Here is a 15551-nt window from a genome sequence, read left to right as displayed (position 1 = left end):
AGGCTGAAGGAAGTGGCGGGTAGCAGAAATATCACTCGGGCCTTTTCTGTAACAATGGCTCCCGCTCCGGCGGCAAATATTCCAGCATTGCAGGCGTCGGCGGCGGCAGGCGGTTATCGGCGATGTGCTTGTCCACATCAATATGACTGATTTCGCCATTCTCATGGTGATGGACCGTCAGCACCCTCGCTTTGTTCAACTCTGTAACCAGTTCACGGGTAATACGTAAACTTTCCGCCAGCTCATGGTCTTCCAGTCCTGGTCTGCGACTGCGACGCTCCACCCGAAAACGAAACTGGTTGTATTTCGCCCAGCCTATCAGCACCAGTCCGTTGACCAGCGCGACAAGGATGTAAAACGTGACCGTATCCAGCGTGGTGAAAAAGGGACGCACGCCCATATACGGTGAATGCGCCAGGGCCGTAATCAGCCCTTTGTAGATTAAGTATAAAAATCCAACCCAGGCAAAAATCGTTAACAGAACGTCAATGATGCGCGGCAGCAGACGCCGCTCCGTAAAGATCAGCGGCTGACTCATGATTCGATCCTCCCTATTCCACGGTCAGGACTCACCCAGCGCGCCCTGCCGCGTTTGCGTTTGAGCATCACTTTCGGGAATGACACCAACGTGGTAAACAGGCTCAACAGCCAGTACACCACCGGGAACCAGATTATCCAGAACAATGAGGCGCCAATACCTTTTTCATAGCGTCGTTCAATCATCAGGCTTATCGCAAACTGTATTAAGCAGACCACGCCGAGAATAAGTCCGGTAAAGGCTGGCGGGAACAGATGTTGAACATACAGCGAGTCCGGCATCGGGATCATCAGTCCCAGCAGGAACAGCACGATACTGAGCGCATAGGCAAATGCCCACGTGGTAGAAAAGCAGAACTCGAAAAATAACGGCCACATGCGGCGGAACTCCCACGACCACAGACGGCGCATGTTAACAATAAACACCTCCGCCCCGCCTTGCGCCCAGCGCAGGCGCTGCTTCCACAGCCCTCTTAACGTTTCAGGCATCAGGATCCAGCACAGCGCGCGCGGCTCAAAGAATATCGACCAATGGCGCAACTGCAGTTTCCAACTGATATCGATGTCTTCGGTGATCATGTCCGGGCTCCAGTACCCCACCTCGGCCAGCGCGCGACGACGAAACGCCGCAACTACGCCAGAGACGCTAAAGATCTGACCATAGACTCGTTGAGTACGCTTAATTAAGCCGATAATGGAAGAGAACTCACCGACCTGCACACGACCGATTAGCGTGGAACGGGTGCGAATACGCGGGTTGCCGGTTACCGCCCCAACGCGTGGGAACTGGATCAGCGGAGCGACCAGATACGCCACGGCATCGCGATCCAGTAACGCATCGCCATCAATACACACCAGGTAATCGCTGCGCGCAGCGGCCGCGCCCGTTTTGAGCGCCAGCGCTTTGCCCTGGTTTTCAGCCAGATGAATGACGCGCAGGCTGGGGTACTCAATCGCCAACTGTTCCAGAACATCGTGCGTATCGTCCGTTGAACCGTCGTTAATGGCAATCACTTCGATATTCTTGTAGCGCTGTGCCATCGCAGCGCCGATGGTTTCCCGCGCGTTGATCCCTTCGTTAAAGCAGGGGATCAAAATGGAAACCAGCGGATTTCCCTCCAGCGTCGGTGGCGGTGTATCGTCTCCCCATTTCCAGTGACGCTCACGATAAAACCAGAAATAGACCCCGCCGCTTATCCATAATGCAGACATGAATAAAGGCCAGAAGAAGACGAAGTTCAACATGACTTCACCTGTAAAGATGACAGCCACGCCAAACGGCAGGCTGAACATCAGGCAAAGTATCAGGAAAGCAATAATGCGATCGGTCATTTTTGCGGGTACCAGTATGAGGAGAACGTCGAGCGAATCTCTGACATCTCAGGTTTGTCGCTGATGAAATCATCCGGATAATAGCCGTAGTTACCTGCACCACTTAGTTTCAGTTGGCGCATCCATTCGGCTATTTGTTTTCCACTGATTTCTGCCTCGTCCCCGGATTTACGCCAGTCTCGTGCCTGCAGTTCAAACACGGTTTTGTCCAGCGCGCCGGGCGTTTGTGCAACGGCATTGACTAATCTGTCGAGCCAGGCATTGGCATACTTAGCCGGGATCTGCTCCATGAATGGCATCGCCATGGGTGCCGTCCAGTCATAGGTATTGAGGAAATCATTCAGGTTTTGCGCAAACCAGGCTTCGCTTTCAGGCTCCAGTACCGGCATGGCGTATATATTGCGGGCAGTTTGCACCTGCGGACCGCGAATATTGCGTACCGATTGCGTCAGTTGCTTAGTAAAGTCGATCAGCATCTTACTTTTCAGGCGCGTCCAGCGTTCGAAGGTTTGAGGGTTGCTACGGATTTGCTCAATACTTCCCGGAAGCCCTGCGGCGCGGTAGGCGGCTAACGCCTCCGGTGACGCATCTTCAAAGTCCGTCAGGAAAGCATCGTCGTGGAACAAAATCCCTTTGAAGCTGGCATGCTTCGCCAGGTCTTCATAGATTTCAGTGATACGTTTACGCGCTTCGCTGTCCCAGGGAGACAGACGCACATAGTTCTCGTGATTGATCGCAGTGCGTCCTGTTTTCGGATCCCATGCCGTCACGCGTGGAATGGAAGCATCGAGGTCGAAAGCCAGTACCGGCATCCAGGCATATACCGTCACCCCGGCCCGCGTTTGTAACTGCCAGGAGATATAGTTAAAGAGATCGGCACGCATCGGCAGCCAGCGGTTAGGGAAATAGAGTTCGCGAATATTCCCGTCGCCTTTAGGATCGGCGTACGCCTGCAGGAAGACATGAGAAATGCGCATGTCATAAACACGCTGGATCAGCTTGTCGATGTTTCGCTTCTGCTGGGCAGGATCTTTGTCATACACGTAATCCAGATCGACGTGCATCACACGCATCGTTTGTGGTTCACGTACCTGAGCAACCTGACTGGCAAAGCGCTTGAGAGACGGGTTATCAGAGATCAGTACGCGCGGGATATCATCAAGAAACGCAGCGTTCGCCAGCCCTTCATTGAGCGTAAAGGCCATCTTATAGCCATGTTCTTTGGCCAGCTTTAAGGTGGTGCCGTTAGCCGCACCATAAGGCCACACCCACGCGCGCGGCGATTTCCCGGTTACCGATTTAATCTTATTGGTGATCAGCGAGATATCAGTATTAATGCGACGATTGTACTGTTCGTCGGTTTCGTAAGTCCCTGTTTTCTTATCGAAAAGGCGATTCGCCACCGCAGGTTCTTTGCTTCCTTGCGGGTTCGCCTCAGCGCCGAAATGCGAGTTCCAGGTGTGCGCCCCCACTTCCACCAACGGCGATTTGCCCATTTCCTCGACCATCTTCCAGGTGGCAAATTTATCTCGCGCCGTCATTAAGCCGCCAAAATCGACTTTTTTATTGGCTGGAGAATCAACCCAACTGCCCACTGGAGCCCAGAGCGCAGGCCAGTTGTAGGCTTTCAGCAGCGGCCAGACGCGGGTATAAAAACTGCTGTATCCGTCGTCAAAGGTGAGTAAGACCGCTTTTTCCGGCAACACAATTTTACCGTCATGAGCGTCCAGAATTTGCTGCACGCTAATCGGGTTATAGCCATTATCACGCAGCCAGGCCATTTGGTCGCTCAACGCGCTGGTGCGCACGGAGAGGTAGCGCTGGTCGGCGGCGCCATCCTCAACATCATGATAGCCGAGCACCAGGAAGCTGTTTTTCGGCCATGGATGATCTGCCGTCAACGGTGTTCTCTCTGCGGGAGGAACATAGCGAGGCGTTGTATTGTGCGCGCTACTGCACGCGGTAATCATCAACCAGCCAGCGATTAATGCGCTAAGCCACAGGCATCTTTTCAGCATGAACAATCCTTAAAACCTGACATTTAAATCGAAAGCGAGGGAGATATTCCGCTCACGTTTACCGTCATAGGGGCGTTTATCCCAAACCAGCATCACCCCGCCATCTACGACGTTGTTCCATTTGAGCCGTTGTCCATATCCCACCTGAACGATAGCGCCAACGTCTTCACCTTGCTGCCAGTAGCCACCCACTCCGGCTATGCCTTGCTGGGTCCACACGGTGTCATAATGGCGGTAAAGAACCTGTTCCGCGCTCAGGCCTGGCACAACGGAAAAATCACTCTTAGGGTTGTAATACGGCACATTCTCTTTAGTGTTGGTGCTCCCACCGATACCCGGAGTAAAGTCCAGCGTAAAGCGCGGCGTGGTCCACATGCGCTCTTTTCCGCTCAGCCCATATTCGATGCGATCGTTACCATCCGAGAAATGTGATGCGGCAAACGACAATTGGTATTCACGTCGTTCGTTTTGATACCAGCGAACAAACAAATCGCCGCTGTTGGCATACACGCCGCTACGCAGCGCGCGCAGTGGCGTGTTGCGCGAAAGACGCTCGGCCGAACCGCCCACGCGCCAGTTATCGTTGAAATCATGCCAGGCGGAAAGACGACCGCCTATTTTCTGCCCATCGCCATAGTTTCGGCCAGACACTTCCATTTCGGCCCAGTAATCACGGGAAGTCCATTCCGCACCAGCCGCCAGATCGCGGCTAATCCCTTTCCCTTCCTCAAACTCGCCGGTCGCGAAGTTGAATCCGGTAAACAGTCGCCAGTTGTCATTAATGGGCGGGCTGTAAATGGCCGTGTTGATGTTGAAATCATTCTTACCGCTGACCGGGCTATCGGACGAGATCCCCTGCGTGCCGCTAATACGTACTTCCGACATTTTATGCACATCACGCATGCGTGCGAGGCGCAGCGTCGCTTCATCATCCGGACTGCGAGCAATAACGTCATCCGTCAGTTCATCGGCCTGCTTCCACTCCTGGAGATCCAGCGCCACATAGGCCTGCTGACGCTCCAGTTCCAGGTTACTGGGCTCAATCACTTCCGCCAGTTTAAGCTCTTTCTCCGCCGCATGCGGCAGTCCACGGGCTTCAAGAACAGAAGCATAGGATATGCGCAGCCCTTGGTTACCCGAGCCTGTTCGCGCCAGATGCTCTGCGAGTTTTTCTGCCTCCGGCAGTTCATTGGCAGCGATATGATATTGCGTCAGCAGCGACTGTCCCAGCAGCCAGTTATCGTTTGGCTGCGGCGTTGGCGAACCATAGATGCGTCGCAGATATGGGCTGTCTTTAATTAACGCATCGACCTGTTTTTTAGCTGCATCAAAGTTTTCATTATCGATGTGCGCGTAGAACAGATCCTGTTGATCCTCAGGACCGAGCGGCGTAACCGGAATCGGTCCGTTCGGATAGTAGATGCTCATCAGCATCGCTTCGGTTTTTTCCGGCTGCCGTTCGCTTAACCATGCCGATGCTACCCAGCGTTTTGCGTAGTTTGGCACCTCGCCGCTCGCAGACAGCGATTCGTATTCACTAATCACTTCAGAAGTGCGTTTACGGACCAGCAAGGCGCCCATGCGGTCAATTCTGGCCCGGCGGACATCTTTCTGCGCAGAAGGCTCATCTTTCCAGGCAGTCAGCAACTGGTCATAACGGGCCAGCGCTTTATCAGCCACGATAAAACGCTCTTCTTCATTACGCGCAGAGGTATAAGAGGAACGTACCATTTCAGCCGCCGCATCAAGCTCAAGGCGACGTTTCACCGGATCGGCAGTTGGTACCACCTCTGCCATATTTAAGGCGGGTCCGGAAACGCGGTTTGCTGACAGCGCAGACAGCAATGTGGATTTTGCATTTTTGTTGCCTGGATCGACGTCATCCGCCTGGCTGGCAACTAACAATGCATCCCAGTTTTTTCCCTGCGAATGGTAGACATAGGCAAGTAGCGCATCAGAATCAGCCCCGGGATGCGCCTGCGCCCATTTATTCGCTTCAGTAAGGGCTTGCTGATTGTAGCGAGCATCCGCCAACGTCATTATCCAGCCGGTACGTACATCTACGTTATCAGGCTCTTCCTGTAAAACGCTTTCCCAGATGGCTAAAGAATCATTCCAGTTCTTCTGGTTGCGATATGCTCGTGCAGCGGCGACTTTGCCCCGGGCAGGTACATTCATCTGTCCACGATACTGCTGCCAGATTTCAATTGTGGTTTTATCGTTGTTATCGACCCAACTGGAAACTTGCAGCCAGTCGGCAACCTGATTTGGCGTTAGCGCGCTTTTCTTTCCCTGATCCTCAAGGAAACGTAATAGCGGTGCGCTATTACCTCCCCGCGCTTCAATAACCAAAGCGTCATAATCTGATACCGCCGCAGAGATTGGCATCGGGAAAAGAATGCTTGCCGTAAATAAACAGCTTACAGACTTAAAACGTTTAATGAAGTTGGCATGTCGACGCATACTTAACATATCTGCCCTTATATCTTACATCATAGTGAAAATAAGCGTTTTCAATAAGTTACAGTCAATCCCTGACGGTTGCCGACCATGTAAGACGCACTGCCGCTTATTTCGTAATAGGGTATGAAGCAATTAATTCTTTCGTCTTATTGACTACCTGTGCCTCGTCCTCTAATCATTGGAAAGAAGGCATAAACTCGAGAATTTTATCACTCAGCGTAGTTCGTGGCTATGTAATAAGATAATGCTTAGGCAAAAAAAGGATTTTAGACTAAGTTATTCTAATACTCTTGGGATTGAATTCTGGATTTAGATTAATTTCCCGTGGAGAAGTCATGTGACGATGTTAACTATTGCCGGATGACATAACTACCCTCTGTAACTGTTTGCATGGTAACTATTTGGTATGGATAGAGAAAGTTCTGATAACAGGTACTCAGATAACAAGATAAGCACTATAACGTATTTTTAGGTTGCAGGCAGTGTTGATGAAATAAAATTAAGGGTACAGCCGCAATAATAATTAGGTACAGTGATAATATTATGATATTAAAGTACTTTATTAATTTATGATTGAACGTTAGTATTTTCCCATCCGCCAATGTCGGTGTGGGAAATTATCAGTTTTCCTATTTAATATTTTTATTTATCACCCTGACTTGCTATCGTCAGCATCAGCCATAATCAATTCATTACCCTTACAATTAACAAGCCTAATTTCATTATGAACAGCTGATTGAAGCATAACTTTTTGCGCTTACCTTCCCTTCAGACTTTCAGGTAATCTGAAAAAAGACGCCAATGGGAGCTGGTCTAATGAAAATCGTTAATGCAGAAGAAAAACACATCCCCGCCATACGCGATATCTATGCACACCACGTTATTCACGGTACTGGCAGCTTTGAAACCACCCCACCGGATACCCACGAAATGCTGGCTCGTCTGGAAAAAATTCATAGTCTGGGGCTGCCGTGGGTTGTCGCCCTGCAGGAAGACAAGGTCATCGGATATTGTTATCTCACTCGTTATCGTGAACGCTACGCTTACCGCTATACCCTCGAAGATTCGATTTACATTGACCCGGCGGCACAGCGTCAAGGGGCGGGAAGTGCGTTACTGCGCCATGTTATTGACTGGGCCGAAACGCACGGCTATCGACAATTAATTGCCATGGTCGGCGACAGCAATAATCAGGGATCGTTAAAAGTTCATCAGCAGGTCGGATTTACAGAAATAGGCACGCTGAAAAACGTTGGCTTCAAGCATGGTCGCTGGCTGGATACTGTTTTGCTGCAACGCGCTCTGGGGGAAGGGAACAGTACACTACCAGCGGATGTCGATGCTGCTATTTAACTTTTCTAAGGGATGACTTCAGGAAAAGGAAATCTGGAGCGGGCGAAGGGCTGAGAGCAAGCCACGTAATTTATTGTTTACGAATACGTCACAATAGTGATGTGGTCGGGTGGCGGCTACGCTTGACCCGACCTACAGTTTTAGCCTTTCCAGGCAAGATTAGGCGTAGCCGCCACCGGGCGATTAAGACTGCAGCATACCGTGCTGTATCAGGAACCCCCACCAGGGAATACCGACGAGCATGTGAAGCACAAACGTGCACAATGCCACGATAGTACCGATTGTCCACCACGACTTAATGTCATTATACCCTGCGGCAAAGATAATCGGCCCCGCCGCGCCACCATAGTGAGTGATGCAACCGCCGTAGGAGTTGGAAAATAGGATGGCAAGCGCCAGCAAAACAGGTGCCGTTCCGGTGACCAGACCTACAGTGGCAAAGACCGGTACCATTGCTGCGACGTATGCCCCGCCGGAAGCAAAGAAATAGCGCACCAGCACGCTGAGAAACACAATAATCACAATAGTCATATTCCCGGCACTGAGAAAATCCAGATGTGCTGACATGAAATCGGCCAGCCAGCGAAAAAATCCCTCCTTGCTCAGGGTTGCGCTCAGACCAATGATGCCCCCGTACCACATCAGGGTATTCCAGCCACCTTTATTTTTCTGGACATCACTCCAGCCAATAATATTAAACAGCAGTGCCGCTCCCATTGCGATAATGGCGACCGCAGATTCATTGAGTCCAAGTTTACGTGAGAAGATCCAGCCCAATAATGCAGCGACAAAAATGACCACCAGCCCTTTCTCTTTGAGGCTCATTGCCCCAAGACTTTGAAGTCCGTTGGTCGCAATAGCGACATTATCAATTTTTTTAATTTCCGGGGAAGCAACCCGGTAGCAGATATAGGGAATGATACACAGCATCAATAACCCCAACGGTGCTGCCGCCAGCATCCAGCCGATCCAGCTAATATGAATATGAAAGATATCTGAAATGAGCTGTAGCGCTAACGCGTTACCGGCAAAGCCCGTTAAAAACATATAGCTGGTCGTTTTCGTGACCATATAGACGTTGACCATTAAATAACGGCCAGCTTTGCTGGGTGACTCTTTTGGCGTTGAGCCCAATACTGTCGCGATGCTGTTAATAATAGGGAAAACCACCCCACCTGCCCGCGCGGTATTTGAGGGCGTCGCAGGCGCCAACACCAAATCCAGCAAGGCGGTAACATACCCCAGTCTCAGCGTCGTACTGCCAAATTTAAGGATAAACCAGTATGCAAGCCGTTTCCCGAGGCCTGTAGTGACAAATGCCGCACTCAGCGTAAAGGCACTAAACACCAGCCAGGTGGTGCCTGACGCGTACCCGCTCAGCACATCCAGTGATTTGACGGGTGAATCCGGAAATTTTGTCACGGTAAAACAGGTTAACGCAACCGCAACCAGCATAATGACGGGTTCAGGATAGGGTTTAATAACCAGCCCAACGATAGCGGATAAATATATTCCTGCCAGTATCCACGCCTCTTTAGTTAATCCATCAGGCGGAGGAATAAATATTGATAATAATATTATCACGGCAAGCAAGATTGTTTTTAAAATATTCGATTTAAGCATATCTCACCCATGAGAAAAGGGTCCCTGAATAGCAGAGGCCGCTCCGCAGAGGAGCCTCCACACACTAAATACATTTATTAAACAAATGATAAATATTACAGATTCACAACCTTGATATTATCGCCTTCCGTGATTTGATATTCACTTAAGGTATCAAAACTGAGATAGCGATAGATATCCTCATGTGCGTCATAAAGCTTATCGGTATAGCTAAAATATTCTTCAACGGTGGGCATTTTACCCAACATGGCCGCGACGGTGCTTAATTCTGCGGAGGCAAGAAATACTTTAGCATTCGTTCCCAGACGATTCGGGAAATTTCGCGTCGAGGTCGATACCACGTTACTCCCTTCGCGAACCCTCGCCTGGTTTCCCATGCACAGGGAACAGCCCGCAGGCTCGATTCTCGCCCCTGATTTAATAAACTGACTAAAATAGCCTTCACGGGAGAGTTGTTGGGCATCCATTTTAGTCGGCGGCGCCAGCCACAAGCGCGCCTGGTTTTCGCTGCCACCGGCCATGATTTTACCCGCAGCGCGGAAATGACCAATGTTTGTCATGCAGGAACCAATGAAGACCTCTTCAATGGGCGTGCTGGCAACCTCAGTAAGTAACCGGGCATCGTCCGGATCGTTCGGGGCACAGACTACCGGTTCGGTGATTTCATTAAGATCAATATCAATGACAGCAGCATATTCCGCGTCAGGATCGGCAGACAGCAGCGACGGGCTAGCCAGCCATGCCTCCATCTCAGCAATACGGCGTTCAAGCGTAGCGGCGTTCTCATAACCCTGCTTAACCATCCAGCGCAGCAGGGCCGCATTGGAGCGCAAATATTGCGCGACATTGTCTTCCGCCAGACGCATAACGCAGGCCGCAGCGGAGCGCTCGGCAGAGGCATCAGCCAGTTCAAACGCCTGCTCTGCACTCAACATTTCCAGCCCTTCAATTTCGAGGATCCGGCCCGAGAAAATATTGCGCTTATTCTTTTTCTCGACCGTTAACAGCCCCTGCTTTTTGGCATACAGCGGAATGGCATGCACCAGATCGCGCAGGGTGATCCCTTTCTGCATCTCGCCCTTAAAGCGCACCAGTACTGATTCAGGCATATCCAGCGGCATAATGCCCGTCGCGGCAGCGAACGCCACCAGCCCGGAACCACCAGGGAAGGAGATCCCCAGCGGGAAGCGAGTATGGGAGTCAGCGCCTGTACCAACCGTGTCCGGCAGCAACATGCGGTTAAGCCATGAGTGGATAATGCCGTCGCCCGGTTTCAGCGCAACCCCGTTACGGCTGGTGATAAACTGCGGCAGGGTTTCATGGAGTTGAACATCTACTGGCTTAGGATATGCAGAGGTGTGGCAGAAAGACTGCATCACCAGATCGGCTGAAAACGTGAGACATGCGAGGTCGGTTAGCTCGTCACGCGTCATCCCGCCGGTGGTGTCCTGAGAACCCACGGTCGCTATCTTCGGCTCGCAATACTGTCCAGGTCGGATCCCCGCGACGCCGCAGGCTTTACCCACCATTTTTTGTGCAAGCGTAAAACCTTTCGCGGAAGGCGCAACTAACGCGGGCTTGCGGAATATCTCGGAAGGCGCCAGCTTCAGCGATTCACGCGCTTTCGCCGTCAGGCTGCGTCCGATAATCAGCGGGATACGCCCGCCGGCGCGCACTTCGTCCAGTAGCACCTCGGTTTTCAGGGTAAAGGTTGTCACCAGCCGCTGGCTTTCTGTTTCACGAATTTCGCCCTTGTAGGGGTAAAGATCGATCAGCATCCCGGTCGTCAGCGCAGAGACATCCATCTCTACCGGCAAGGCACCGGAATCTTCCAGGGTGTTGAAGAAAATAGGGGCAATCTTGCCGCCAAATACAACCCCGCCGTTACGTTTATTCGGCACGTACGGAATATCGTTCCCGATGTGCCACAGGATGGAGTTGGTAGCGGATTTACGTGATGATCCGGTCCCCACGACGTCCCCCACGTACACCAGCGGCCAGCCGCCCTCTTTTAGCGCTGCCAACTGACGGACAGGACCACGCACGCCGGGTTCATCAGGCACAACCCCTTCCCTGACGTTACTGAGCATGGAGAGCGCGTGCAGCGGAATATCCGGGCGTGACCACGCCTCCGGCGCAGGAGACAAATCGTCGGTATTGGTCTCACCGGGAACCTTAAACACCTTCAGGGTGATTTTTTCAGCCATGGCCGGACGGCGGGTAAACCATTCGGCATCTGCCCAGGACTGAAGCACCTCTTGTGCCTGGACGTTACCGCTCAGTGCTTTGGCCTCAACCAGGCTGAATTTTTCGAAGATCAGGATCGTAGAAGAAAGCTGCTGCGCGGCCAGCGGTGCCAGATCGGGATGCTCAAGAAGCTCGATCAATGGCTGGACGTTATAGCCGCCCTGCATGGTGCCCAGCAGCGCCGTTGCTGCTTCGGGAGTAAGCCCGTCAACACGGTATTCCTGCAACGCCACCTTAAATAAAAACTCGGCTTTTAACTTTGCCGCAGGATCGACACCCGGTGGTACGCTATGGGTCAATAAATGAATTAATTCCGGATGATGTGCGGGTGCATCATTGATTAAACGCTGAATCAGTGCATCAGTTTGTTGCGCTGTTAAGGGTTTCGCCGGAATACCCGATTCAGCACGCGCATGCTGGTGCTGATTATAATCATCTAACATAGGTTCTCCTGTTAAAGCTAAAGTTGTTCACAAAATTCTGTTAAGCGTTCGAGTCCGTACGGCCATTCGCCAAAGCCAGACTCGGCATTAATATGTCCCGCCTCCCCGATATCGATTAAATGCCCCTCCCAGCAAGCCGCCCAGAATTGCGCGCGCGAAAAAGGCATCAGGGGATCATTTCTGCTGGCAAACATCAGGCAAGGAACGGGTAAAGACGCGGGTTGAATGGCCTCTTCAAGGCCGAAAAACGCGGGTTCTGCCGGTGCGACCATAACGACCCCGGCGACGTTTACCCGGCGCGTTTGCAGTAACCTGCACGACGCCAGCGCGCCAAAACTATGGCCGACGAGAATGGCGGGCAGCGGAGAAAGCGCCAGCTCGCGAGTAATGGCGGAAACCCAGTTTTCAATATCAGGTTCTAGCCAGTTTTTTTGCTGAATCCGCCTCCAGAAAGGAAAACGTCGCCCCCAGCAGCTTTGCCAGTGATATTCATCGCTGTCTCTCAGACCCGGCACCAGAATAAGGGTATAAACGTTTCTGAGCTGCTGCAGGCGTTGTTCAATCATGACGTTTTCCTGTTACGCTATTCGCGATTATTCGGCTGGAAATTGCGACAATAACCATCCAACGGCGATAAGATCTGCGCTACCGCCAGGGCTTAAATTCCGTTTGATAAATTCCGCGTCCATTCTGAATAACGCCTTGACTAATTTATCCGCCGTGAGACGCTGTATTTTTAATAATCGTCTGGCGTAACGTCTGGCGTAATTCAGCCCTGCGGTTCCTCCCCGAGAAACCAGATTGGTATCCGGATTTGCCGCCATCAGGCCCAGCAACATCCTCAGTAACGCCACCTCTTCGGATTCTCCCTGACGTAACGCGGTTTGCAGATGCGGAAGACCTGACTGGCGTACAGTGATGAAACCACTGGCGGCTTCCCCTCTTGCCCCGGTGAACCCGTATGCCTGAAACTGCTGCTCTCCCTTCGTTTTTGCGATACCGCTATTTTTCAATTCCTGCTCGACAATGCCGGTACAGATAAGGCTGGTCTCATGGCACAGGCTGCGTTGCGTGAGCGCGTCATGCCTTTGGGTAAGACGACCCGCCGCAGCACACAGCAGCCCCAGCGAGAAGATCCCCCCTTTATGAGTGTTCACCCCGCCGGTGGTGGTAAACATCGCCTGTTCACAGGCCAGGCCAGTCGGCCTTAGCGCCCGCAGCGTTTGTGGACCAGCAAAATAAGCAGTCTCTCTGCCTGTGTTGAAAAAGAGTGACAGCCAGGGGGCAATCGCCGCGATACTGGTTATGAACAGTGCGAAATTCATATCGCTATGCGCCCCGCTGTTTACGCGATCCACCAGACCCGGTTTCGGGGTTAAATTAATTTCCCGGTACAGGGCCTCGACAGCCAGCTCAGCAAAGGAGCGCTGCACGTCTGGTTCGTTAAATCTGGCAAGCGAAGTAGTCATCGGTTAACTCCTCGATCACGCGCGTTAGCTCGGCCTGCGAATGACGTCGCGAACGGGAACAAACATGAGCAGGTTCATGACAGATAAAGCATCTACGCATCGGCTGCTGGATGGCATTTCTTTTCAGCAGCCCCTTTTTCGGACAAAACACGTCGATATCCCACAGACGTCCCAAAGGATGGTTATCTTCCAGATGCGCCGTGACGTGTTTAATCATCCACGCGGGGGCCGCGACCGACCAGAGCGCTTCCGGCCCGGTGACCGGGTGCAACGCCTGATGCCGACAGACCTTCCACTGATGCGTGTGGAACAGCTCTCCGAGAGCCTGATTCGCAACGGCCATCACGCGTCTGGCCAGCGCGGTGTCCTTCACCTCGCCCGGCCAGACCAGGGTGACGGAAACCACGGTATGATCCGACTGAAACAGCCACGCCTGTTGCCGACGGGCTCGTTGCTCCCGGGAAGCCAGAACCTGTTCCAGAGAAACATTTGCATTCGAGGCTTTATCCGTCATGGGACTTACTCCTTCACCTGGCGAACCACATCAATCACACTGCCGTCGCGGTAGCGCACCACACCGACAATGCGGTCAGTAAATTCAACCGCCTTAGGTTTGCCCGAGATCAGCAGTGCCTGTTGATACAAGGCTTCGATGTCGACGACGGGCAATCCGGCGTTGATCAGACGCTCGCGGATTTCCGGGCGCGCCGGGTTAACGGCAATACCGTGGTCGGTAACCAGAACGTCAATACTTTCACCCGGCGTTACCAGCGTAGTGACCTGCCTGACGACGGTAGGAATGCGGCTGCGGATCAGCGGGGCAACGACAATAGTGAGATTTGCCGCAGCCGCGACGTCGCAGTGTCCACCCGACGCGCCGCGCATTACGCCGTCGGAGCCGGTCAGGACATTGACGTTAAACTGGGTGTCTACTTCCAGTGCGCTGAGGATGACCACATCCACCCTGTCGCAGCAGGCGGCTTTTGCGGCCGGGTTCGCATAGACGTTAGTGGAGATTTCCACATGGTCGGGATTGACCGCCATGGAGGCTGCCGCCGCACCGTCAAAGCTTTGCGTATCGAGGATCTTTTCAATTAACCCTTTCTGATGCAGATCGACAATGCTGCCGGTGATTCCGCCCAATGCGAACCGGGCAACAATATTGTGCTTGCGCATCCGGGTTTCCATAAAACGCGTACACGCCGTTGACGCCGCACCTGAGCCGGTCTGAATGGAAAATCCGTTGCGGAAATAACCTGAGTGTTCGATCACGTCGGCGGCAGAACGGGCGATCATCAGCTCACGTGGATTACTGGTGACCCTGGCGGCGCCTACGCTGATTTTTGCCGGGTCGCCGACGCTCTCAATCTGCACAATATAGTCAACCTGATCCTGAACGATACTGGCTGGCAAGTTGGGGAAAGGCTTCAGGGTTTCGGTGAGCAACACCACTTTTTTGGCATATTTTGCATCGACCATGGCGTAACCGAGGGAGCCGCACTGCGATTTGCCGCCGTTGCCGCTGGCATTGCCATATTCATCGCAGCAGGAAACCGCCAGAAACGCGACGTCAATGGCAATTTCGCCCTTCTGAATCAAATTCACCCGCCCACCGTGGGAATGGATTTGTACCGGCTCGTCCATCAGACCGTGCGAAATTGCATCCGCCAGATCACCACGCATCCCGGAGGTATAGATTTTGCCGATCACGCCATTACGAATGTGTTCAATAAGCGGGGTATTGCATGACATTAACGAGCTGGACGCGAGCGTGATCCCTTTCAGGCCGCGCTGAGCCAGCTTATCCATCACGTAATTGATGACCTTATCCCCTTCGCGGAAGGCGTGATGAAAGGAGACGGTCATACCGTCATGCAGATCGCAGCGGGCCAGAACATCGTCCACACTGGCAAAAAGTTTGCGCTGGTACTTTTGCTGATGATCAGCAAGATAAGGCGTCGTCGCGTTCGCGCCGCTGAATGCGACGTACTCACGACGGGAGTCTGGAATGTGGTGCAGAGTTTCAGTTAGGTTTTTCATTATTCATCCTGTCGCTTGTAATGGGG

11 protein-coding genes are annotated in these 15551 nt (G+C 52.5%); 1 reads left to right on the top strand and 10 read right to left on the bottom strand.

Annotation, left to right across the window (positions count from 1 at the left end; all coding sequences use genetic code 11):
* Window positions 1-31: 31 nt before the first annotated feature.
* Genes pgaD through pgaA form a run of 4 tightly spaced genes read right to left on the bottom strand, consistent with a single transcriptional unit; the run spans window position 32 to window position 6359 of the window.
* Entirely contained in the window at window positions 32-538 is a 507-nt protein-coding gene (gene pgaD, locus ICA20_RS04775) for a poly-beta-1,6-N-acetyl-D-glucosamine biosynthesis protein PgaD (protein ID WP_034167704.1), read from the bottom strand.
* Window positions 535-1869, bottom strand: coding sequence for a poly-beta-1,6-N-acetyl-D-glucosamine synthase (gene pgaC, locus ICA20_RS04770; RefSeq protein ID WP_038633402.1), 1335 nt, complete (start codon window positions 1867-1869; stop codon window positions 535-537). The genes pgaD and pgaC overlap by 4 nt, the downstream gene beginning before the upstream one ends.
* Window positions 1866-3887 (bottom strand): poly-beta-1,6-N-acetyl-D-glucosamine N-deacetylase PgaB, encoded by a 2022-nt coding sequence (pgaB, locus tag ICA20_RS04765; protein ID WP_038633405.1) that lies wholly within the window; start codon window positions 3885-3887, stop codon window positions 1866-1868. The genes pgaC and pgaB overlap by 4 nt, the downstream gene beginning before the upstream one ends.
* Window positions 3888-3896: 9 nt before the next feature.
* On the bottom strand, window positions 3897-6359 hold the full coding sequence (pgaA, locus tag ICA20_RS04760) for a poly-beta-1,6 N-acetyl-D-glucosamine export porin PgaA (RefSeq protein ID WP_038633407.1): 2463 nt from the start codon (window positions 6357-6359) through the stop codon (window positions 3897-3899).
* A gap of 807 nt (window positions 6360-7166) precedes the next feature.
* Here pgaA and ICA20_RS04755 point away from each other — a divergent pair.
* Complete coding sequence (locus ICA20_RS04755; RefSeq protein ID WP_038633410.1) at window positions 7167-7703, top strand: GNAT family N-acetyltransferase; 537 nt, start codon at window positions 7167-7169, stop codon at window positions 7701-7703.
* Between the two features lie 183 nt (window positions 7704-7886).
* On the opposite strand, the gene ICA20_RS04750 is transcribed toward ICA20_RS04755, so the two are convergent.
* From ICA20_RS04750 to citF, 6 genes are all read right to left on the bottom strand, one after another.
* On the bottom strand, window positions 7887-9326 hold the full coding sequence (locus ICA20_RS04750; protein ID WP_038633412.1) for an anion permease: 1440 nt from the start codon (window positions 9324-9326) through the stop codon (window positions 7887-7889).
* A gap of 95 nt (window positions 9327-9421) precedes the next feature.
* The gene (acnB, locus tag ICA20_RS04745; protein ID WP_038633415.1) at window positions 9422-12016 is read right to left on the bottom strand and encodes a bifunctional aconitate hydratase 2/2-methylisocitrate dehydratase; all 2595 of its coding nucleotides are present in this window, start codon (window positions 12014-12016) and stop codon (window positions 9422-9424) included.
* A gap of 17 nt (window positions 12017-12033) precedes the next feature.
* A complete protein-coding gene (locus tag ICA20_RS04740) occupies window positions 12034-12582 on the bottom strand; it encodes an alpha/beta hydrolase (RefSeq protein WP_038633418.1) in 549 nt (182 codons plus the stop codon).
* Window positions 12583-12609: 27 nt separating this feature from the next.
* The gene (citG, locus tag ICA20_RS04735) at window positions 12610-13485 is read right to left on the bottom strand and encodes a triphosphoribosyl-dephospho-CoA synthase CitG (protein ID WP_038633421.1); all 876 of its coding nucleotides are present in this window, start codon (window positions 13483-13485) and stop codon (window positions 12610-12612) included.
* A complete protein-coding gene (citX, locus tag ICA20_RS04730; RefSeq protein ID WP_038633424.1) occupies window positions 13460-13999 on the bottom strand; it encodes a citrate lyase holo-[acyl-carrier protein] synthase in 540 nt (179 codons plus the stop codon). The genes citG and citX overlap by 26 nt, the downstream gene beginning before the upstream one ends.
* Window positions 14000-14004: 5 nt before the next feature.
* Entirely contained in the window at window positions 14005-15525 is a 1521-nt protein-coding gene (gene citF / locus ICA20_RS04725; protein WP_038633427.1) for a citrate lyase subunit alpha, read from the bottom strand.
* Window positions 15526-15551: the final 26 nt, after the last annotated feature.

The sequence above is a fragment of the Citrobacter sp. C5_2 genome (assembly GCF_014596845.2).
Taxonomy (GTDB): Bacteria; Pseudomonadota; Gammaproteobacteria; order Enterobacterales; family Enterobacteriaceae; genus Citrobacter; species Citrobacter werkmanii.
This window is presented reverse-complemented; position numbering and strand designations above follow the sequence as displayed.

Coding starts and splice junctions, on each gene's coding strand:
- citF (WP_038633427.1), bottom strand. CDS start 15,525: ATGAAAAACCTAACTGAAACTCTGCACCACATTCCAGACTCCCGTCGT.
- citX (WP_038633424.1), bottom strand. CDS start 13,999: ATGACGGATAAAGCCTCGAATGCAAATGTTTCTCTGGAACAGGTTCTG.
- acnB (WP_038633415.1), bottom strand. CDS start 12,016: ATGTTAGATGATTATAATCAGCACCAGCATGCGCGTGCTGAATCGGGT.
- pgaB (WP_038633405.1), bottom strand. CDS start 3,887: ATGCTGAAAAGATGCCTGTGGCTTAGCGCATTAATCGCTGGCTGGTTG.
- pgaC (WP_038633402.1), bottom strand. CDS start 1,869: ATGACCGATCGCATTATTGCTTTCCTGATACTTTGCCTGATGTTCAGC.
- pgaD (WP_034167704.1), bottom strand. CDS start 538: ATGAGTCAGCCGCTGATCTTTACGGAGCGGCGTCTGCTGCCGCGCATC.
- ICA20_RS04755 (WP_038633410.1), top strand. CDS start 7,167: ATGAAAATCGTTAATGCAGAAGAAAAACACATCCCCGCCATACGCGAT.
- pgaA (WP_038633407.1), bottom strand. CDS start 6,359: ATGTTAAGTATGCGTCGACATGCCAACTTCATTAAACGTTTTAAGTCT.
- citG (WP_038633421.1), bottom strand. CDS start 13,485: ATGACTACTTCGCTTGCCAGATTTAACGAACCAGACGTGCAGCGCTCC.
- ICA20_RS04740 (WP_038633418.1), bottom strand. CDS start 12,582: ATGATTGAACAACGCCTGCAGCAGCTCAGAAACGTTTATACCCTTATT.
- ICA20_RS04750 (WP_038633412.1), bottom strand. CDS start 9,326: ATGCTTAAATCGAATATTTTAAAAACAATCTTGCTTGCCGTGATAATA.